The organism is Enterobacter sp. WI-ESBL-E8 (genome assembly GCF_053364895.1).
Window position 1 is genome coordinate 1,257,381 of sequence record NZ_JBRWXJ010000001.1, and the last position, 20,562, is coordinate 1,277,942.

A 20,562-nucleotide genomic window follows, 5' to 3' on the forward strand; every position below is an offset into this window, starting at 1 on the left:
CCGCTCAGTGCCAGTAGCAGACTAAGGCGTATTGCTAAAGTGATAGCATTTTAGGACGCAACTACAGTGCAGGTGTTTAATGAACCGAATAGCTGTCTTTTTGCTCTTTACAATGCTATTTTACGTAGCACAACTCTTTATGAATACTTGATTTTTATCAAAATATGAAATTGAAAAGCTCATCTATCAACAGATTTAAAATATTCAATAAAAAACAACTAATAGTAATGCCACTTATCAGAAAACATTGTAAGGCATCTACTGGCGCCTTGATTTCTACACTTGTTATAATCATCTTGTATATCTCTGTTTTTTATGAGCTTAGAATCTCTCCAGATTTAGTGACAATTTCAAGTATTGCTTCAGCTATCGCGACAATTATAATTTGCCTTTTTACAGTAAAGTCAGTGCTAGAAGTAATTAAATCCAATGAAGAAAATATACAAAACAACCGAGCGCGAGACCAAAAGGAATCTTTTGAAAAAAAATTCGCATTATTGCTTCAGGAGCATAATAATTACCTTGGTAAACTTATAAAATCCAATAATTTATTATACCAGTTAGATTACATTTTGACTCGAACAGGATACGAATCCCGTTCAATCATTAGAGGAGACGCAAAGTTTATAACAATAGACGAAGATGATTTTTACTATTCTAATGAAATCCTGTTGGTTAAGTTAGTATTTTTTAAAGAAAATGAAGGTGACCTGCTATATGTCAATCCAAGTATTGATATAATAAACAATCATAATTTATATAAGCATAATCTATTTAAAAATGATATATACGCCTCAAATAATTGCTTTTATATTTATTTAGAACATTTAGATAAAATCATTGAAATGCCTTCCATTCCATCGTTTCTCGAAAAAGATGGAATTAAAAACATGATAAAAAACAAAATTAGCAAAGGAACCAAACAAGTCCCGTTCCTAATAAACAAAAGTAATAATATTTCAAAAAACATTCTCAGCCCTTACATGAGAATAATATATCATCTTTTAAAAACATCAAAAGAGAATTCAAGCACTAAAGAGGACATGAAAAAGTACACTAACATAGTTCGTTCTATCATCCCTTACGACATATTAATGTTGATTGCAATTAATGCTATGTATTTTTACAAGTCATCTAATGAAAGTAAGTATGAAATAAAAAGATGGAGTGACTTGTTTCAAGATTTAGATGATCCTCACCTTTCCTTTTTTAATGATTATTATAAATACTATCAACTTCTTATTGAGTGTGATTTTTTTGAACACCTAATCATGAATTTTTCTGATGCAATGATTAAGATAGAAAATGTAACTTTTAATTTTGATCTGTCAGAGATAAATTTTATTACATGTAAAACTAACAAGATAATTAAAAGCTCTCTAAAGCAAAGACGTTATCTTTTATTATGTGGTGATACTAATTATAATTTATCGATATTGTATAAAAAAATTAACGAAGCAACTATGAAGCTCGACACTGATATTTTGGTGTTATTCTTTTTCAATCAAGACAGAAGAATTGAAAGCGCAAAAGAAAAAGTCATGGACGACTTGATATTTAAAAATGCAAATATAAAAAGCGAAGGGCGATTGAAGAATCATATGTACAATAATTTATTGTACTCAAGAACCTCTTTCATTTATAGAAAAGAGTCTGTAATGACTTTGTCATGCGATTTTTATTGCCTCTATACAAGAGGGGAGGTACCTACAATATATGACAATGGTTTTATGGGTGGGGGATTTAAATAATGAACTTTTTGCATGGCATAAATAGAATAATCTTTCAATTTTCATTAAGTAATAAAATATCAAGCCGATAATTATATTGATTTGGTTATTTTTTGAAACTGATATTCAGGCAATACCGAACTAATAGTGCTTTAGTTTAGTTAACAGGATCTACCTTAGCCAGGCAGTGTCATTACAGTTAATATCCGCTTCTCGCTCTTACCAGACATTTAAAAACAACATTAAATTTTGCGTAAGGCCGGGGATCTGCTTCTTACCCAGCAGATCCCCGGCCTCCCATCTCCCGCATCAGTGCGCCGTAATATACGGCTCCTTCACAAACTCCGCTAACAACCAGACCATATCATGCAGCAGTCCGACGAGTTCTTTCGCCACGCTTGCAGGCAGTGTCCCACCCATCACCGCCAGCGTTAACGCTACGGCATAATCCACCTGCAAAGTCGTTTCCTGCCAGCAGTCCGGCACGCAGGAGGTAATCTTTTCCCCTGCGATCAATTGTTCAACCAGATACGAAGGCAGTTCGGCATCGCAGCACTCACGCAGCCGCTTCAGCACAGCCAGCAATCGCTTGCAGAGCGTGGCAAACGTCACCGCGTCATCAGTTTCCACCAATACGCTCACATACGCAGTGCAGGCGTCAGCCAGTTCAAAGAGATCCGCAGAATCGGGAAGTTGCAGGTGGAGAAGGTGATAAACAGCGCTTTCTTCAGTAAGCGCGTAAGTCAGGGAAGGGATAGTTGTCATGTGATTTTCCTTTTTAAACATACTCCAGACCACCACATAAGTTCCTACGCTCATGGGTGGTAGCGCTGACGGAGGTAGGAATACCGCACATGACATAACGGCCAACCTTTCGGTTGCTCCGCCAGCGCGACCGTATTTTAACGGGATGAGCGCCGTCTCGACAAAAATAATTGCCGTGTCATGTTGTGCGGGTTCCTACGCCCGGTTACGGATGTGCCGCAACGCAGGCACTTTACGACCGTGAAGAAGGGATGAAAAGGGATACCCCTGAATTACATAAGGTTGCTTGCAGGTTTGCGAGGCGGCTTCCAGAAGGGCATTGCCGGGTGGCGGCTACGCCTTACCCGGCCTACAACAACCACCAACCAAACCGGCCGCTACCCCTCGCTCATCATCGTCAAAAACCGCTTCACCGTCCGCGAGCGTTCAAAGCGCCGCCAGCAGAGTGCGATATCGGTATAAAGCTCCGGCGAGCTCAGCGCGTGATAGGTCACGTTCGGCGGTGAAATTGCCGCCATGGATTTCGGCACCAGCGCGAAGCCGCCGCCCGCGGAAACCATGCTCAGGGAAGACGAAAGCTGTGATGACTGCAGCGCGTGCTGCACGTCAATCCCGGCCCGTTCGCAGTAGCCGTGAACCCGGTCATACAACCCCGGCGCGACCTCCTGCGGGAACAGCACCACCGGCGTATTCCGGAGCTGTTCCAGCGCCAGATCGCCGCTTGTCGCCAGCGGATGGTCGCGATGCAGCGCCACCACCATCGGCTCCCGGTCGAGGATTGTTAACTCGAACGCCTTGCTGCTCTCGCACGGCAGGCGCACGAAGGCGATATCCAGCTCACCCTCCGCCAGCATCGTCGTCAGCGAAGACATATTGGCTTCCACCTGGTGAACCTGCACCGCCATGTTCTGCACCTGGTACTGACGGATCAGGGCAAAAATTTTGGGATGAAAAGCGTCGGAGCTGGTGATGCCAATCGACAGGCTGCCGTTCAGCCCGCGCGCGATGCCGCGGGCTTTCTCCAGCGCGGCGTCGCTCAGCGCCAGGATCTTGCAGGCGTCCTCGTAGAAGGCTTCTCCCGCTTCGGTCAGCTCGACGCCCCGCGTCAGGCGTCTGAACAGCGGCGTGCCCACTTCCTCTTCGAGCCGTTTGATCTGCTGACTCAGAGGAGGCTGTGAAATACCCAGCGCTTCGGCCGCCCTGGTGAAGTGTCGCTCGCGTGCAACCGCGACAAAATACCGCAGATAACGAAGTTCCATATCAAAAACGTCTCAAACCACCATGGTTTCTATATTGGAACTCTCTGCTGAATCGGGTCAACATTTATTTAACCTTTCTAAATAAAGTTGAAGAGGACGAGCACGATGATGCATTCATCTGCCTGCGACTGTGAGGCCAGCTTGTGCGAGACCCTGCGCGGGTTCTCCGCCCAGCATCCTGACAGCGTGATCTATCAGACATCGCTAATGAGCGCCCTGCTAAGCGGCGTGTACGAGGGGGAAACCACCATCGCCGATCTGCTGGCACACGGTGATTTTGGTCTGGGCACCTTCAACGAGCTGGACGGCGAAATGATTGCCTTCAGCAGCAAAGTGTACCAACTGCGCGCCGACGGCAGCGCCCGGGCCGCGAAGCCAGAGCAGAAAACGCCGTTCGCGGTGATGACCTGGTTCCAGCCGCAGTACCGGATAACCTTCAATGGCCCGGTCAGCCGTCAGCAGATCCACGACGCGATCGACCAGCAAATTCCCTCCGACAACCTGTTCTGCGCGCTGCGCATCGACGGCAACTTCCGCCATGCCCACACCCGCACCGTACCGCGCCAGACGCCGCCGTACCGCGCGATGACCGACGTGCTGGACGACCAGCCGGTGTTCCGCTTTAACCAGCGCGAAGGGGTGCTGGTCGGGTTCCGCACGCCGCAGCATATGCAGGGCATCAACGTGGCGGGCTATCACGAACATTTCATCACCGATGACCGTCAGGGCGGGGGACATCTGCTCGACTACCAGCTGGAGAGCGGCGTGCTCACCTTCGGTGAAATTCACAAGCTAATGATTGATCTGCCCGCCGACAGCGCGTTTTTACAGGCCAACCTTCACCCCAGCAATCTTGATGCAGCGATCCGTTCCGTCGAAAACTAACAGGAGAACTACCGTGAACAGTGAGAAACAGTCACGTCAGTGGGCGCACGGCGCCGATATGGTTGTCGGCCAGCTGGAAGCGCAGGGCGTGAAGCAGGTGTTCGGCATTCCGGGTGCAAAAATCGACAAGGTCTTTGACTCCCTGCTGGACTCCTCCATCGAGATTATTCCCGTCCGCCACGAGGCGAACGCGGCGTTTATGGCGGCGGCGGTAGGGCGGTTAACCGGCAAGGCCGGGGTCGCGCTGGTCACCTCCGGGCCGGGCTGTTCGAACCTGATCACCGGCATCGCTACCGCCAACAGCGAAGGCGACCCGGTGGTGGCGCTGGGAGGGGCGGTGAAGCGGGCGGATAAAGCCAAGCTGGTGCACCAGAGCATGAACACCGTCGCCATGTTCAGCCCGGTTACCAAATACGCTGTAGAAGTCAGTTCACCGGACGCGATTGCCGAGGTGGTATCGAACGCGTTTCGCGCCGCCGAGCACGGCAGGCCGGGCGGGGCGTTCGTCAGCCTGCCGCAGGATATCGTCGACCAGCCCGCCACGGGGGCGATTTTGCCCGCCAGTGGCCCGGCGCTGATGGGCCCTGCACCGGAGTCCGCTATCAACGACGTGGCGAAGCTTATCGAGAACGCTAAAAACCCGGTCATTTTGCTTGGCCTGATGGCCAGCCAGCCCGCGAACAGCGCCGCGCTGCGCACGCTGCTGGAGAAAAGTCGCATTCCGGTCACCAGCACCTATCAGGCCGCCGGGGCGGTGAATCAGGAGCACTTCACCCGCTTCGCCGGACGCGTCGGCCTCTTTAATAACCAGGCGGGCGACCGGCTGCTGCATCTGGCGGATCTGATTATCTGCATCGGCTACAGCCCGGTGGAGTACGAGCCGTCCATGTGGAACAGCGGCGACGCCACGCTGGTGCACATTGACGTGCTGCCCGCCTATGAAGAACGTAACTACGTGCCGGATCTGGAGCTAGTGGGGGACATCGCCGAAACCCTGAACCTGCTCGCTAACCGCATCGATCGTAAGCTGGAGCTGAGCCAGCGGGCATCAGAGATTCTGGTCGATCGCCAGCATCAGCGCGATCTGCTCGACCGCCGCGGCGCCTCGCTCAACCAGTTTGCCCTGCATCCGCTGCGCATCGTCCGCGCCATGCAGGACATCGTGAATAACGACGTAACGCTCACCGTGGACATGGGCAGCTTCCACATCTGGATCGCCCGCTACCTCTACAGCTTCCGGGCGCGTCAGGTAATGATCTCCAACGGTCAGCAGACCATGGGCGTCGCGCTGCCGTGGGCGATCGGCGCGTGGCTGGTGAATCCGGGACGCAAGGTGGTGTCGGTCTCCGGCGACGGCGGCTTCCTGCAGTCAAGCATGGAGCTGGAAACCGCGGTGCGCCTCAACGCCAACGTGCTGCACATCATCTGGGTGGATAACGGCTACAACATGGTGGCCATCCAGGAAGAGAAAAAATACCAGCGTCTTTCCGGCGTCGAGTTCGGCCCGGTCGATTTCAAAGTGTATGCCGACGCCTTCGGCGCGAAAGGCTTTGCCGTGGAGAGCGCCGAGGCGCTCGAGCCGACGCTGCGCGCGGCAATGGACGTCAACGGCCCGGCCGTGGTGGCCATTCCCGTCGACTACAGCGATAACCCACTGCTGATGGGCCAGCTCCATCTCAGCCAGATTTTGTGACTCAATATAAGGACAGAGAAATGCAAAAAGTTGCTCTCGTAACGGGCTCAGGCCAGGGGATTGGTAAAGCGATTGCGCTGCGCCTGGTGAAGGATGGCTTTGCCGTTGCCATCGCCGACTATAACGATGAGACGGCGAGAGCCGTTGCCGACGAAATCATCCGCAACGGCGGTAATGCCGTCGCCGTGAAGGTCGATGTTTCTGACCGCGAGCAGGTGTTTGCGGCGGTGGAAAAGGCGCGCACCGCACTGGGCGGCTTCGACGTGATCGTCAATAACGCCGGGGTTGCGCCGTCCACGCCAATCGAATCCATCACCCCGGAGATTGTCGATAAGGTTTACAACATCAACGTGAAAGGGGTGATCTGGGGCATTCAGGCCGCGATCGACGCGTTTCGCAAAGAGGGGCACGGCGGCAAGATCATCAACGCCTGCTCCCAGGCGGGCCACACCGGTAACCCGGAGCTGGCCGTCTACAGTTCCAGCAAGTTCGCGGTGCGCGGCTTAACCCAGACCGCCGCGCGGGATCTCGCGCCGCTGGGGATCACCGTTAACGCCTACTGCCCGGGCATCGTGAAAACGCCGATGTGGGCGGAGATCGACCGTCAGGTGTCCGAGGCGGCGGGTAAACCGCTCGGCTACGGCACCGAAACCTTTGCCAAACGCATTACGCTTGGCCGCCTGTCCGAGCCGGAAGATGTCGCCGCCTGCGTTTCATACCTTGCCGGGCCAGACTCTGACTATATGACTGGCCAGTCGCTGTTGATTGATGGTGGAATGGTGTTCAACTAAATACTAATAAGCTCTGACATGAGTTTTCCCCTGCCCCCGTGCAGGGGCTTTTTTTTGTCTCCTCCGCCATTGTGCATTACACTGCGCGCTGCAAAACTTTAGTCATTACGATCTGACAGGCGGTAACAGCGATGAACGGTACAATCACAACGTGGTTTAAAGATAAAGGCTTTGGATTTATCAAAGATGAAAACGGCGACAACCGCTATTTTCATGTGATTAAGGTCGCGAACCCCGATCTGATTAAAAAAGATGCCGCGGTGACCTTCGAGCCAACCACCAACAATAAAGGCCTCTCCGCCTACGCGGTGAAGGTGATCCCCGAAAGTAAGCACCTCTATATTGCGGGCGAGCGCGTGAAGCTCACTTCGATCAAATCCTTCGTGGTGTTCAGCGAAGAAGAGCCGGTTGATGCCAAAATCGATAAAGAGAACGCGGTGCTGTCGGTAGGGCTGCTGATGAACAGCATCAAGCCGAAGTCCGATAAAAAGCCGGGCGAAACGCGTTCGGTGAAGAAGCTGGCGATCACCACCTTCCAGAATACGACGATGATCTTCACCGAAGATGAAATCGACATTGATGCCACGGTGAAGCTGCTGAAGTGATTTGTTGCCGGGTGGCGGCTACGCCTTACCCGGCCTACGAAACCCGTGCGGCGCTCGCCGCCGCACGGTTTACCCCATTCTGTGCTCGCCCCTCAACATTGCCTCACGGTCAAACACCCGCTGGATCTCCCCGTGCGCCATAAACGCCGCCCGGTCTGACATATGCGCAACCACGTCCGCGTCGTGGCTCACCAGCAGATAGGTCATGCCGTGCTCGGCCTTCAGGCGGTTGAGCAGGTTCAGGATTTCCGCCTGCACCGACATATCCAGCGCCGAGGTCGGCTCGTCCAGCAGGAGTAGCTGCGGGCGCAGCAGCAGCGCGCGGGCAATGGCAACGCGCTGGCGCTGGCCGCCGGAAAGCTGATGCGGATAACGTTTACCCGCGTCGGCGGAAAGCCCCACCTGCCGCAGCGCATCCGCCACCTTTTCGGCAACCTGAGTTTCACCGTGGATGTTTAACGGCTCTGACAGGGTGCGCGCAACGGTGTGGTTCGGGTGCAAAGAGGCCCACGGATCCTGAAACACCATCTGCACGTTGCGGCGAAGCTCGCCTTCAAAACGTCGTCCTGGCCGTAACGCTTCTCCCAGGATCGAAATGCGGCCGTTCCACTCGCGCTGCAGCCCCGCCAGCACGCGCAGAATAGTCGATTTCCCGCAGCCGGATTCACCGATCAGGCTGAAGGTCTCGCCTTTCTCAATAGCAAAGCTGGCGGCGGACACCGCTGTTTTCTCCCCGAAGCTCACCTGGAGCTGGTTTACGTCAACGAGAGCCATTGTTCACCTCCTTCCACGGCTGCGAGCGGTCCAGCGTCGGCAGCATCTGTCCATAGGTACTGGCGTTCGGACGGCAGGTCCACAGGGTGCGCGTATACGGGTGCGTCGCCTGCGGGAGCTGGCTCGCCGCCATCTCATCGACTTTTTCGCCCTGATACATCACCAGCACGCGGTCGCAGTGCTCCGCCACCAGCGGCAGATCGTGGCTGATGAGCAGCATCGCCATCTGGCGCTCTTCGCACTGCTGCACCAGCAGTTCGAGGATCTGGTTGCGCAGGCGGGCGTCCAGTGCGGAAGTGGGTTCGTCGGCAATCAGCACCTGCGGGTTGTTGATCAGCGCCATCGCAATCATCACGCGCTGGCCCATGCCGCCCGAGAGTTCGCCGGGGTAGCGCTGGAGGATATGTTCGTTAAGTCCGACGGCGCGGATGATGTCGTGAATGCGCGCCAGGCGTTCAGCGCGGGGCAGGCGCTGATGCAGGGTCAGCGCCTCATCAAGCTGGGCGGCGACGTTTTTCGCCGGATTCAGCGCGTAGCGCGGGTCCTGCAGGACCATCGCAATCCCGTTGCCGCGCAGCGCCTGCCAGCGGCGGGTGCTCAGGGCCAGCAGGTCGTTGCCGAGCACGTTAAGCCGGTTCGCGCTCACGATGCCGGGCTTACGTACCAGCCCCATCAGGGCGCGGGCGGACATCGACTTGCCCGAGCCGGATTCCCCCACCAGCGCCAGCCGCTCGTTGCCAAGCGTGAAGCTCAGGTTGTTGACCACGCGCGCGGCGGGGTAGTCGATATTCAGCGCATCGACGATGACACGTTGTTCAGTCATGCTGTGGCTCCAGTACGTCGCGCAGGCCGTCGCCCAGCAGGTTAAAGGCCAGGCTGGCAAACAGGATCGCTCCGCCCGGAATGGCGGCAATCCACCACTGGTCGAAAATCACCTGCATGCCGTCGGCAATCATCGCGCCCCATTCGGCCATTGGCGGGCGTGCGCCAAGGCCGAGGAAGCCGAGACCGGCGGCCGCCAGAATAATGCCTGCCAGATCCAGCGCCAGCCGCACAATTGCGGACGGCAGGCACAGGGGCAGAATATGGCCGACCAGCAGGCGCGGGCCGCGAATGCCCATCATCTCGGCGGCGGCCAGGTAGTCGCTGTGGCGCAGGCGCTGAATTTCACTTCGGGCCTGACGCGCGTAGGCCGGCCAGGTGGTTAAGGCCAGCGCCAGCGCGCCGTTGACCAGCCCCGGGCCAAGCATTGCCACAAACGCGAATGCGAGGATCAGGCGCGGCATCGACATCACCACGTCGGTAAAGCGCATCAGGATGCGCTCCATCCAGCCGCCGTAGTAGCCGGACAAAATCCCCACCAGCAGCCCGGCGGGCAGGGTGATAACGGTAACTAATGCCACCAGCCCGAGCGCCGGTCGCGTGCCGTAAATCAGGCGCGAAAGCAGGTCGCGCCCGTAGCTGTCGGTGCCCAGCCAGTGCTGGCCGTTCGGTGCCTGCAGGCGCGCGGCCGCGTCCTGCCAGTTCGGGTCAAGCGGCGCGAGCCACGGCGCGAACAGGGCGATCAGCACCAGCAGCGCGATGGCAATCAGTCCGCAAAAGGCGGCGGGTGAGCGGCGCAGGCGGCGTACGAAAAGATAAAACGGCATCAGCGCACCCTGGGATCGGTTGCCCGCACGAGCAGGTCGGTAAGGTTATTGATCAGCACAAAGCAGACGCCAATCAGCAGCGTGCCGCCCATGATGGCGGTGGTGTCTCCGGCGAACAGGGCGGTGGTGAGATAGCGCCCGATGCCCGGCCACGAGAAGACGGTTTCGGTCAGTACCGCACCTTCCAGCATGCTGGTGTAGGCCAGCGCAATCACCGTCAGCAGGGTGCCGTGAATGTTCGGCAGCACGTGGCGCAGCAGGATGGTCATCTCCCCGGCACCCTTGGCGCGGGCGAGCAGGATGTACTCTTTGTTCATCTCGCTCAGGCAGGCGGATCGCGTGAGGCGGGTAATGCTTGCCAGCGAGTAATAGGCCAGCAGCAGTACCGGCAGCACCAGATGGCTGATGGCGTTGCGGAACGCCTCCCGGTCGCCTGAAAGCCAGGTATCAATCAGCGCAAAGCCGGTGCGCGGCTCCACGGTAAACTGCCAGATGTCGTCCAGCCTGCCGGGGCCCGCGCTCCACTGCAGCTTCGCGTAGAACAGGGCCAGCATCAGCAGGCCGAGCCAGAAGATCGGCACCGAGTTGCCGAGCAGGGTGAGGGTTCTGAGCGCTAAATCGAGCGGCGAACCGGCGTAGCGAGCGCACAGCACCCCGGCAATCACGCCGAGTACGGCACCGATGATTAAGGCCAGGGTTGCCAGCTCCAGCGTGGCGGGAAAGGCGTGCAGCAGATCCTGCAGCACCGGCTGTCCGGTGGCGCTGGCGGTGCCTAAATCACCGTGGGCGAGGTTTTGCAGGTAGTGCCAGAACTGCACGGGCAGGGGCCGATCCAGCCCGAGCTGGTGGCGAACCTGATCGTAGGTTGACTGGCTGGCGTGATCGCCGACGATCTGCAGCACGCGATCGACCGGGGAAAAGGCCGAAAGCGCAAACGTGACGAGCAGCAGCCCGAAAAGCGTGAGCAGCAGGGTCAGCAGACCCTGCAACACGCGGGTGGAAAGATGTGGCATGGGAGATCTCTTCATGCCGGGTGGCGGCTTCGCCTTACCCGGCCTACAAAAACCGAGAACGTAGGCCGGGTAAGCGCAACGCCACCCGGCAACAAGGGCTACTTCGTAACGCGATCGTACCAGACCATGTCCGCGTTCAGCCCCTGCTGATACCCCTTCACGTTATCGCGCACCACGATCTGAGTTTTACCCTGATCGACGAACACGTACGGCGAGCTATGCTGCAGCTGTTCCTGCATTTTCTTGTACAGATCCAGACGTTTCGCCGGATCCGGCTCGGCCACTGCCGCCAGCGTGGCCTTGTTCAGCTCCGGAATTTTCCAGCCGTTAAGCCCCGCCACGGTGCTGGATTTGCCGTCGTTCCACGCGAAGGCGCTGGCGTTGGAGTGCGCATCGAAGTAGTCCGGGATCCACAGACGAATCGCCGCCTGATGCTGTTTCGCGCGCACGCGGGCGTACACCTGGCTACCCGCCGCGGGCAGCAGATCCACCTTCACGCCACCCTGCGCAAAGCTCGCCTGCATCGACTGGGCGATGGTGATAAACGGCGCCTTGTTCTCCACGTCCAGCGTGAAGTGCGCGTCTTTAATGCCCGCTTTCTCGAGGATTGCTTTCGCCTTCGCCGGGTCAAATTTAAACGGATTATCTTCCAGCGCGCCCGGCAGGCCGACCGGCAGGAAGCTCTGGTGCACAAAGTACTGGCCTTTCAGCAGGTTTTTGGTGATGCCGTCATAGTCTACCAGCCAGCGCGAGGCTTCCCAGAAGGCCGGGTTATTCAGCAGCGGGTTGGCGCTGTTGCCGGTGTTAAACACCAGATAATTCTGCTCGGCAGACGGGATGCTCAGCACCTTCACGCCCGGCTTGCCGTCGAGCGCGCTAATCTGGTCTGCACCCAGATCGCGCGCCACGTCGGCATCACCCTGCTGGATCAGCAGGCGGCGCGAGGCCGGATCGGGGACGTTTTTAATAATGATGCTTTTAAGCTTCGGCGCACCGCCGGGGGCGGAGTCGTTGGCTTCCAGCACGATAGCCTGATGCGGCTGATAGACGCGCATTTTGAACGCGCCGCTGCCCGCCGAGTGCATTTTCAGCCACGCGTTGCCGAAGTCGTTATCCTTCACGTTCGCCGCAACCAGCTTTTGATCCACGATGGAGGCAATCGGCGTGGAGAGAATATTCAGCGCCACCGCCGGGCTGACGTCTGCCGTCCAGTGAAGCTGGAGGGTATGGTCGTCCACTTTTTTCAACTGGCTGGCGATGTTGCTGGCGTCCCAGCCCAGCACGTTGAGGATAAAGGCCGGGGATTTGTTCAGCGTCACGGCGCGGGTGTACGAGAAAATCACGTCTTCCGGGCGCAGCGCGTTGCCGGAGGCGAATTTTGCATCGGACTTGAGCTTGATGATCAGGGTTTTTGCTGCCGCGTCGGCGTCCCAGCTTTCCGCCAGTATCGGGGTGATTTTTTCCGGGTTATCGCGGTCCGGCTGCACCAGACGCTGATACAGGCTCGGCACGGTCTGGATGCTGGAGAGCTCGTTGGCTTCAGCCGGGTCGAGGCTCACGATGTCATCAAGCCCCTGGGCAACAACCAGCGTGTTGGGCGGAGTAGCGGCGTGGGCAGCGCTTGAGAGCGCAGCCAGCACCAGTAACGGCAACAGTTTTTTTGTCATAGCGATCCCTGAGAAGAATATATTGTGATTGTTTTATGCTCCGCTACGTTAGGTGGTCTCTGAAATTACGCAAAGTCGAAATTCAGCTTTCCTTATGCCTTACTGGAATATCGCATGCGCTCGGGCTATTAAAATACGCTGCTTTTCGCCCGCTTTTTAACCTGCTATAACAAACTCCTTACCTTTCAGGGAGTCAACGTCGTGCCAGAAATCAATCAACATGGTCAAACCGTTAACGATATCGTACCTGGCTGGACGGGCGCGCGCGTCTTAACCCGCACGCCGCTGTTCGGCCAGTACTGCCGTCTGGAGGTGCTGGATGCCGATCGCCACGCGGCCGATCTCTATGAGGCGTATGCCCTGGGCGACGACAGCGACTGGACGTGGCTTGCCAGCACGCAGCCGACGAGCGTGGAAGCCACCGCGCACTGGATCGTGGCGAAGGTGATGGACGATGAGCTGGTGCCGTTTGCCGTCATTGATTTACGCACCGAGCGGGCGGTGGGGCTGGTGAGCTATATGGCCAACGAGCGTCTGCTGGGGTCGGTCGAGATTGGCCACGTGACCTGGTCGCGGAAGATGAAAGGCTCCCGCATCGGTACCGAAACGGTGTGGCTGCTGCTGAAAAATGCGTTTGAGCACGGCTACCGTCGGCTGGAGTGGAAGTGCGATTCCATGAACGTGGCGTCGCGCAGGGCGGCGGAGCGGCTGGGGTTTGTCTGGGAAGGACGCCTGCGCCAGAAGCTGGTGCGCAAAGGGCGCAACCGCGACAGCGATATGCTTTCTATTATTGACGGCGAATGGCCGCAAAGAGACGCGGAGCTGCGCGCCTGGCTGGCGGCGGAGAATTTTGACGGGGAAGGGCGGCAGATTAAGCGGTTAGAGGCGTTTCGGTTATAGGTGTTTTTGTAGGGTACATCTGAAACGGTCGATCAATCCGCGGAAATGGCAATTTCAATCAAGTTGGTTTTTCCGGACTGCAGCCCCTGCGTCACCGCCGTGGCGATATCCGCGGCCTGGGTGACCCGGCAGCAGCGAATGCCCAACGCGGTGCCCAGCGACTGAAAATCAATTTGCGGGTTAATCAGATCCATCCCGATAAAACGCCCCAGCTTCGTCGAACTGTAGCCCGGCTGACCTTTCATAAAGTTTTTCAGGATGTTGTACTCCAGGTTATTCATCACGATAAAGGTGACGGGCAACGCTTCGTGCGCTGCCGTCCAGAGCGCCTGCGGTGAATACAGCGAGGCGCCGTCGCCAACCAGACACACTACAGGCTCGCGCCCCAGCCCCAGCGAGTGGCCTACTGCCGCGGGCATCCCCCAGCCCAGACCGCCGCCGCGCATAAAGTAGTACCGCTGATGCTGACGATCGGAAATAAACCTGCGGACGTGTCTGGCCGTGGCAATGGCTTCATCGACAATCGTCGTGCCCGCCGGAATGGCGCGGATGACTTCCCAGGCCGCCACCATCGGGGAGATAGCCGGGCGCAACCGTTCGGCGGCCAGGCGTTCTTCCTGCTGCCGCCACTCGTTTTCCCGCTCCTCGCGCGCCTGAGCCAGCAGTTGCTGGTGGAGCAGCTTGCTGGCAGCCCGGTGCTGGTCCAGTCTCGGCAGCAGGTCGCGCAGAGAGAGCTTGATGTCACCCATCACCGAAAGGCGAGTAGCATACGAGCGGCCAAGCTCGTTCATATCCGCCGAGAGCTGATACACCGCGCAGCTTTCCGGAATGGCCTCGCCCTCGCTATACAAAATGGCGATCAGGCTTCTGCCGCCAATGATAAACACGGCATCGTAGGCGTTGATGACGCTGGCAATTTCTCCTGCGGTGGTGGGCATGTTGCCCCGCCAGAGCGCGTGCTGGGTGGGAAAAGGCAAATTCAGCGGCCAGGAGGAGCCGTAGACGTGGGCGCTGAGCGCTTCCGCAAGCTGGACAATTTCCTGCGTCGAGCCGCTGGAGTGAACTTCATCGCCCGCCACAATCATAACCCTGCCGGGGGGAACCGCGCTGAGCGCCTGCGCCAGATCGTCCAGCGAGCCCGCGACGGTGTGATAGTCCACTCTGGACGCCGTCTGTATCCCGGCGTCGCTCAGCTCTTCCATGACGTTCATCGGCAGAGAGAGCAGGACCGGGCCACCCGGAGGATAGCTGGCCGCGTGAAACGCGCGGCGCACCAGCACCGGGAGCTGGTCGGCGCTGGTAACCTCCTGCGCCCACTTCATGACCGGAGAACCAATGGAGACAATGTCATCATACAGAAGCGGGTCGCGGACGTAGTGCCGCGTGTCCTGCTGTCCGACGGTGACCACCAGCGGGGTTTTCATGATCCGCGAATTGATCAGATTCCCCATGCCGTGCCCCAGACCGCTGGCGGTATGCAAATTGATAAAGCCGGTTTTGCCGGAGGCTTTCGCATAGCCGTCGGCAATGGCAACCACGCTGCTCTCCTGGAGCGCCAGAACATAGTGAATATTTTCATGCCGAAGCAGAGCATCGATGAGCGGAAGTTCGGTGGTGCCGGGATTGCCAAAAATATATTCCACGCCTTCACTCTCCAGCACTTCAAGGAGAATATCGGCACCCGATCGCATATTTAAATCTGATAGGGACGTTAATGATTTAATCATAATGACACCTCATTCAGCGTTATTTAACTTATGCTAAAATTCTTCCTGCGTAGGACGGACAATTATTTCATTTATATCAACGTCGTCAGGCTGTTCGATAGCAAATAATACGGCTCTGGCAATCGACTCTGCCGGAATAGCCTGCTTATAAAATTCATGGAGAAATTTTTTACTCTCTTCGTCTGAGCTGCCGAACTGCAGCTCGCTTTCGACCGCGCCGGGAGAGATAAGCGTGGTGCGTATCGTTTTACCTGCTTCCTGGCGCAGACCCTCGCTCAGCGCGCGAACGGCGAATTTTGTCGCGCTGTACACCACGCCGCCGGGGGCAAGGACCTTGATGCCCGCCACAGAGGCAATGTTAATAAAGTGTCCGCTTCCCTGGCGCTGGAACACCGGTAATGCGGCCGCGACGCCGTACAGTACCCCTTTCAGATTGGTATCAATCATCTTGTCCCATTCGTCGGTTTTCAGCTCGCTGAGGGGGGCGATAGCCATAAAGCCGGCGTTGTTGATCAGCACGTCCACGCGCTGGTATGCGGCGATGGCAGCCTCAATGGCGCGCTGGACCTCTTCCTGACGGGTTACATCGGCCTTGACGGCGATGGCCTTACCGCCTTGCTGGATTATCCTGTCCACGAGGGCATTAATTTTGTCCTGACGGCGCGCCACCAGGACCAGCGAATACGCGTTATTCGCTAAATGGAGGGCAATGGCCTCACCAATCCCGCTGCTGGCACCGGTGATAACGACAACCTTGTTTGCACTATTATTCATGATGTTATCTCACTGTTGTGTGATTCAAAAAATAAAAGGCAGGGAAGGATTAAAGAATAACGGCGAATTCTTTAATTCTCGTTTTTGATATATTGTATATCTGACATGGAATAAGGTTCGCTTAAAACTTAATGGAGTACGGAAGAGTATGTCAATAATGTTTTATAATAATAAAATTAATTGCAAGCCTAATATTTAATTCTTATATGTAACTGTCATATGAACAGAATGAAATTGGGTGCCCCTCGCATCCCTGTGAATAAGGCACGAGGATTATATTTTTCCACTGTACAGCACGGGCCCCGTGGGAAGGCCGGTGGGTGAGCCTCCCTCTGGTTCAAGGCTTATCGCTATCGTGGCGTCAGGAGTCAGTGCTGTGTTCCTGAGAGTAACGCGTGTCGGTATGGCGATGTGCAGCAGCCCCAGCGATATCGGCGCCTGACCGTCAGGGATCAGCCAAAGCTGCAGGCTATGTTGTGCCGCAACGGCGTTCGGTCTGAGCGGGGTAATGCTCAGATGCTCGCGTCTGGCGTCCGCACTGACTACCCACTCCCCATGCTGCCGGGCATCGTTGAGCACCATCAGCGGAGCGAGTTCCGGCGTGCGGGTGGAATACCAGGCAATGACGGTAACGGCGGCGAGGGAAGCCGCGGCCATCCAGCCGATATAAGGACGGCTTTTACGCAAAGGCGTTGTAGAGGGCAGATCGAGGACGATTCTCTTCCACACCGTTTCTGGCGGAGGGACTGGCGCAAGATGGCTATCGAGCGCGCTGAACATGTTCTGCCAGTAAGCAGCGCGGGCGGCCAGGGCGGGTTCAGCGGCAAGCCTTTTCTGAAACTGAAGCCGCGCCCCTCCCCGCAGAGTGCCGAGGGCATATTCTGCTGCCAGCATGTCGTCGCGTTTTTCAGCGTCATTCATAGCCCTACACACTCCCGAAGATGATCCATTGCGCGGCGGATCCAGCTTTTTACTGAGCCCACAGGCTGCTGAAGCCAGTCTGCTATGTCGCTGTGGGACATACCCTGATAGTAGGCGAGCGTAATGCTCTGACGCTGTTCGTGGCTCAGGTGTTCCAGGCAATGCCTGAGCCGTGCTGCCTGCGCGTCGTCGTGCCAGCTGTTCGGCTCGTCGCTTTCGCTCAGCAGAATATCTTCGGAATACGACTCCTCGCGGGCGGCAGCGCGGGTTTGCCCGCTGCGCAGCCAGTCAATACAGCGGTTGCGAACAATATGCGTAAGCCAGGTCATCGGAGAGCTCAGGGCGGCGTTATAGGTTTCAGCTTTACTCCAGACGGTGACAAAACAGTCGTGAAGGATCTCTTCTGCCCAGGCGCGATGACGCAGCATGCGCAGCGCGACGGCAAACAGATGCGGTGAAGTGAGCCGGTATAGTTGCTCAAATGCGCGGCGATCGCCGTTAGCGATCGCCTGCATTAATTTCAACTGCTGTTGAGCCAGCGCGTTATCCATGTTTTTCCCGGAAGGCAACGTCACACTTCCGAAGTATAGACAACTACTTAGGCATCAGGACGGTATCAATCACATCGATCACGCCATTTTTCTGATGGACGTCATAGGTGCTGATGTTCGCCACGTTACCTTTACCGTCCTTGAGCTGAATATTGTGCGGGCCGTTACTCATGATCCACAGAGGCTGACCGTTTACGGTCTTAAGCTCCGCGTGACCGCCGCCCTGTTTAATTTTCTGCTCCAGCGCTTTCATATCGTAATTACCGGCGACCACGTGATAGGTCAGGATGCTGGTGAGCAGCGCTTTATTTTCCGGCTTCACCAGATTGTCGACCGTACCCGCAGGCAATTTTGCAAATGCCGCATCGGTGGGCGCAAAGACGGTGAATGGCCCTTTGCTCTGCAGCGTATCTACCAGCCCGGCCGCTTTGACCGCCGCCACCAGCGTGGTGTGATCTTTTGAATTCACAGCGTTTTCAACAATGTTTTTGCTCGGGAACATTTCCGCTCCGCCCACCATCACGGAGCCTGACGTCATGGCCGCTGATGCGCCTGCACAGAAGAGTAAAGCGCTGGATACGAATGCAACACTGAGTAGCTTTTTCATCATTTATCCTCGGATTAAGGAGCAAAGGCGTTGCTCACATACTCACATACGAGGGCAGGGGGAAAACTGGATGCAGGGAAATGAAAATAAATTTTTGAAGGGGTAGGTTAATCCCCTCTCCCCTATGGGGCTGAGGGGGCCCCACAAAGTAATGCCAGCACGGAACAGTCCCCTCGCCCCTCCGGGGAGAGGTGAGGGGAACATACAGCTGTAGTGGTCATTCCGTTCACTTTATGTTCCTTGCTACTCTGTAACTCCATAACCGGTGAACGTGCCAGGGTGGCTCAGTCGCCACCACCCTGGCGACCCGGGCTCCCGGCGGTAAATCGCCGCTACGCGGTGCCCTCGGCTTATTCCTTCCGGCTTATCGGGGACGGGCGGAGGTAACGTCCCTGTGAAGCCCGCCCTCTCGGCGCATCCATGCGCCTCGCCCCGGCCTGCAGGAAACGCCTCAGCGATTTACAGCCGGACCAGGGCATCGCTGAAAGGCTTCAGTCGTTCTTAAACAACGTTATTGCTGCTGCTTAAAAATTACTGGGGATCCTTCAGCCTATGGGGAGAGGGCCAGGGTGAGGGGAAATATTTTCAGCGCCTCACCGGCGCCCCGTTCGCCACATAATACGCCGCCGTGCTCTTCGCCAGCGGCTCGCGACCGCGAATGGCGTCGGCAACCTTCTCGCCAATCATAATGGTGGTTGCGTTCAGGTTGCCGGTGATGATCTGCGGCATAATCGACGCATCCACCACGCGTAACCCTTCCATCCCGTGAACGCGACCTTCGCCGTCGACCACCGCCATCTCGTCATAGCCCATCTTGCAGGTGCCGCACGGGTGGAAGGCGGTTTCGGCGTGGTTGCGCACGAATTCGTCCAGCTGCTCGTCGGTCTGGCACTCGACGCCCGGGCTGATTTCGCGGCCCCGGTATTTGTCCAGCGCCGGCTGGTGCATGATCTCGCGGGTGATGCGGATCGCGTCGCGGAACTCCTGCCAGTCCTGCTCGTGGGACATATAGTTGAACAGAATCGCCGGATGCTGGTGCGGATCGCGTGACGTGATGCGCACGTGCCCGCGGCTCGGCGAGCGCATGGAGCCGACGTGGCACTGGAAGCCGTGCTCTTTCACCGCGTTCGAGCCGTTGTAGTTAATCGCCACCGGCAGGAAGTGGTACTGAATATTGGGCCATTCGAACTCCTCGCGGCTGCGGATAAACCCGCCCGCCTCAAAGTGGTTGCTCGCCCCCACGCCGGTGCCGCCAAACAGCCACTCGGCGCCAATCTTCGGCTGGTTCCACCACTGCAGGGCAGGGTAGAGGGAAACCGGCTCTTTGCATTCGTACTGGAGGTACATCTCCAGGTGATCCTGCAGGTTTTCACCCACGCCGGGCAGGTCGTGCACCAGCGGAATATCGAACTGCTTCAGCAGCTCGGCGTTGCCCACGCCGGAGCGCTGCAGGATCTGCGGGGAGGCGATCGCGCCTGCGCACAGCAGCACCTCTTTCTTCGCCGTTGCTTTGGACGGAATGGTGCTTTCGCCTTCCAGCCACTCGACGCCCACCGCGCGCTTGCCTTCGAAGAGGATGCGGTCGGTCATGGCGTGGGTGCGGATGGTCAGGTTCGGGCGCTTTTTGGCCTGGTCCAGATAGCCGCGCGCGGTGCTGGCGCGTCGACCCTGCGGCGTGACCGTGCGGTCCATCGGGCCGAAGCCTTCCTGCTGATAGCCGTTAAGATCGTCGGTGCGCGGGTAGCCCGCCTGCACGCCCGCCTCCACCATCGCCTCAAACAGCGGGTTCACGCCCGGTTTAGAAGTGGTGACGCTCACCGGACCGTCGCCGCCGTGGTAGTCGTTCGGGCCCACGTCCCGCGTTTCCGCCTTGCGGTAGTAGGGCAGACAGTTGAGGTAGCTCCAGTGCTCCAGGCCCGGCTCTTTGGCCCAGTTGTCCAGGTCCATGGCGTTACCGCGCACGTAGCACATGCCGTTGATCAGCGACGAGCCGCCCAGCCCTTTGCCGCGCCCGCACTCCATGCGGCGGTTGTTCATGTACGGCTCTGGCTCGGTTTCATACGCCCAGTTGTAGCGCTTGCCCTGCAGCGGGAACGCCAGCGCGGCGGGCATCTGGGTGCGGAAGTCAAAGCGATAATCCGGCCCGCCCGCTTCAAGCAGCAGGACGGTGGTATTCGGATCTTCGGTCAGTCGCGTTGCCAGTACGTTGCCGGCAGAGCCGGCCCCGATAATGATGTAGTCAAATTGCAAA

At 56.8% G+C, this 20,562-nt stretch carries 19 protein-coding genes; 6 read left to right on the forward strand and 13 right to left on the reverse strand.

The window, feature by feature from the left end; translation table 11 throughout:
• Positions 1–407 precede the first annotated feature (407 nt).
• Positions 408–1,751 (forward strand): putative phage abortive infection protein, encoded by a 1,344-nt coding sequence (locus ACWHWP_RS05955; protein WP_447855231.1) that lies wholly within the window; start codon positions 408–410, stop codon positions 1,749–1,751.
• Between the two features lie 288 nt (positions 1,752–2,039).
• On the opposite strand, the gene ACWHWP_RS05960 is transcribed toward ACWHWP_RS05955, so the two are convergent.
• Both ACWHWP_RS05960 and ACWHWP_RS05965 read right to left on the reverse strand, forming a co-directional pair.
• On the reverse strand, positions 2,040–2,495 hold the full coding sequence (locus ACWHWP_RS05960; RefSeq protein WP_447855232.1) for a hypothetical protein: 456 nt from the start codon (positions 2,493–2,495) through the stop codon (positions 2,040–2,042).
• Positions 2,496–2,872: 377 nt separating this feature from the next.
• On the reverse strand, positions 2,873–3,754 hold the full coding sequence (locus ACWHWP_RS05965) for a LysR family transcriptional regulator (RefSeq protein WP_447855233.1): 882 nt from the start codon (positions 3,752–3,754) through the stop codon (positions 2,873–2,875).
• Positions 3,755–3,859: 105 nt separating this feature from the next.
• Between ACWHWP_RS05965 and budA the strand changes: the two genes are divergently transcribed.
• From budA to ACWHWP_RS05985, 4 genes are all read left to right on the forward strand, one after another.
• Entirely contained in the window at positions 3,860–4,639 is a 780-nt protein-coding gene (gene budA, locus ACWHWP_RS05970; protein ID WP_010428351.1) for an acetolactate decarboxylase, read from the forward strand.
• Positions 4,611–6,332: an acetolactate synthase AlsS gene (alsS, locus tag ACWHWP_RS05975; protein ID WP_447855234.1), complete on the forward strand. Its 1,722-nt coding sequence runs from the start codon at positions 4,611–4,613 to the stop codon at positions 6,330–6,332. The genes budA and alsS overlap by 29 nt, the downstream gene beginning before the upstream one ends.
• A gap of 20 nt (positions 6,333–6,352) precedes the next feature.
• Complete coding sequence (locus ACWHWP_RS05980; protein ID WP_148400362.1) at positions 6,353–7,123, forward strand: (S)-acetoin forming diacetyl reductase; 771 nt, start codon at positions 6,353–6,355, stop codon at positions 7,121–7,123.
• A 131-nt stretch (positions 7,124–7,254) separates the two neighbouring features.
• Positions 7,255–7,728: a cold-shock protein gene (locus tag ACWHWP_RS05985; RefSeq protein WP_010428355.1), complete on the forward strand. Its 474-nt coding sequence runs from the start codon at positions 7,255–7,257 to the stop codon at positions 7,726–7,728.
• A 69-nt stretch (positions 7,729–7,797) separates the two neighbouring features.
• Here the strand turns inward: ACWHWP_RS05985 and ACWHWP_RS05990 are convergent, their stop codons facing one another.
• From ACWHWP_RS05990 to ACWHWP_RS06010, 5 genes are all read right to left on the reverse strand, one after another.
• A complete protein-coding gene (locus ACWHWP_RS05990; RefSeq protein WP_264438110.1) occupies positions 7,798–8,502 on the reverse strand; it encodes an ABC transporter ATP-binding protein in 705 nt (234 codons plus the stop codon).
• Positions 8,489–9,325, reverse strand: coding sequence for an ABC transporter ATP-binding protein (locus ACWHWP_RS05995; RefSeq protein ID WP_447855235.1), 837 nt, complete (start codon positions 9,323–9,325; stop codon positions 8,489–8,491). The genes ACWHWP_RS05990 and ACWHWP_RS05995 overlap by 14 nt, the downstream gene beginning before the upstream one ends.
• The gene (locus tag ACWHWP_RS06000) at positions 9,318–10,151 is read right to left on the reverse strand and encodes an ABC transporter permease (RefSeq protein ID WP_447855236.1); all 834 of its coding nucleotides are present in this window, start codon (positions 10,149–10,151) and stop codon (positions 9,318–9,320) included. The genes ACWHWP_RS05995 and ACWHWP_RS06000 overlap by 8 nt, the downstream gene beginning before the upstream one ends.
• Complete coding sequence (locus tag ACWHWP_RS06005; protein WP_447855237.1) at positions 10,151–11,164, reverse strand: ABC transporter permease; 1,014 nt, start codon at positions 11,162–11,164, stop codon at positions 10,151–10,153. The genes ACWHWP_RS06000 and ACWHWP_RS06005 overlap by 1 nt, the downstream gene beginning before the upstream one ends.
• Positions 11,165–11,262: 98 nt before the next feature.
• On the reverse strand, positions 11,263–12,831 hold the full coding sequence (locus ACWHWP_RS06010) for an ABC transporter substrate-binding protein (protein ID WP_447855238.1): 1,569 nt from the start codon (positions 12,829–12,831) through the stop codon (positions 11,263–11,265).
• Between the two features lie 201 nt (positions 12,832–13,032).
• On the opposite strand from ACWHWP_RS06010, the gene ACWHWP_RS06015 reads away from it, so the two are divergent.
• On the forward strand, positions 13,033–13,731 hold the full coding sequence (locus ACWHWP_RS06015) for a GNAT family N-acetyltransferase (RefSeq protein ID WP_047347163.1): 699 nt from the start codon (positions 13,033–13,035) through the stop codon (positions 13,729–13,731).
• A 32-nt stretch (positions 13,732–13,763) separates the two neighbouring features.
• Here the strand turns inward: ACWHWP_RS06015 and ACWHWP_RS06020 are convergent, their stop codons facing one another.
• From ACWHWP_RS06020 to betA, 6 genes are all read right to left on the reverse strand, one after another.
• On the reverse strand, positions 13,764–15,458 hold the full coding sequence (locus ACWHWP_RS06020) for a thiamine pyrophosphate-binding protein (protein WP_447855239.1): 1,695 nt from the start codon (positions 15,456–15,458) through the stop codon (positions 13,764–13,766).
• A 33-nt stretch (positions 15,459–15,491) separates the two neighbouring features.
• Positions 15,492–16,232: an SDR family oxidoreductase gene (locus tag ACWHWP_RS06025; RefSeq protein WP_447855240.1), complete on the reverse strand. Its 741-nt coding sequence runs from the start codon at positions 16,230–16,232 to the stop codon at positions 15,492–15,494.
• 273 nt (positions 16,233–16,505) lie between these two features.
• Entirely contained in the window at positions 16,506–17,153 is a 648-nt protein-coding gene (locus ACWHWP_RS06030; RefSeq protein ID WP_447855241.1) for an anti-sigma factor, read from the reverse strand.
• The gene (locus ACWHWP_RS06035; protein WP_447855242.1) at positions 17,150–17,704 is read right to left on the reverse strand and encodes an RNA polymerase sigma factor; all 555 of its coding nucleotides are present in this window, start codon (positions 17,702–17,704) and stop codon (positions 17,150–17,152) included. The genes ACWHWP_RS06030 and ACWHWP_RS06035 overlap by 4 nt, the downstream gene beginning before the upstream one ends.
• 43 nt (positions 17,705–17,747) lie before the next feature.
• The gene (locus tag ACWHWP_RS06040; protein WP_023334833.1) at positions 17,748–18,311 is read right to left on the reverse strand and encodes a fasciclin domain-containing protein; all 564 of its coding nucleotides are present in this window, start codon (positions 18,309–18,311) and stop codon (positions 17,748–17,750) included.
• Positions 18,312–18,896: 585 nt separating this feature from the next.
• On the reverse strand, positions 18,897–20,561 hold the full coding sequence (gene betA / locus ACWHWP_RS06045) for a choline dehydrogenase (protein WP_059310769.1): 1,665 nt from the start codon (positions 20,559–20,561) through the stop codon (positions 18,897–18,899).
• Between the last annotated feature and the right edge of the window lies 1 nt (position 20,562).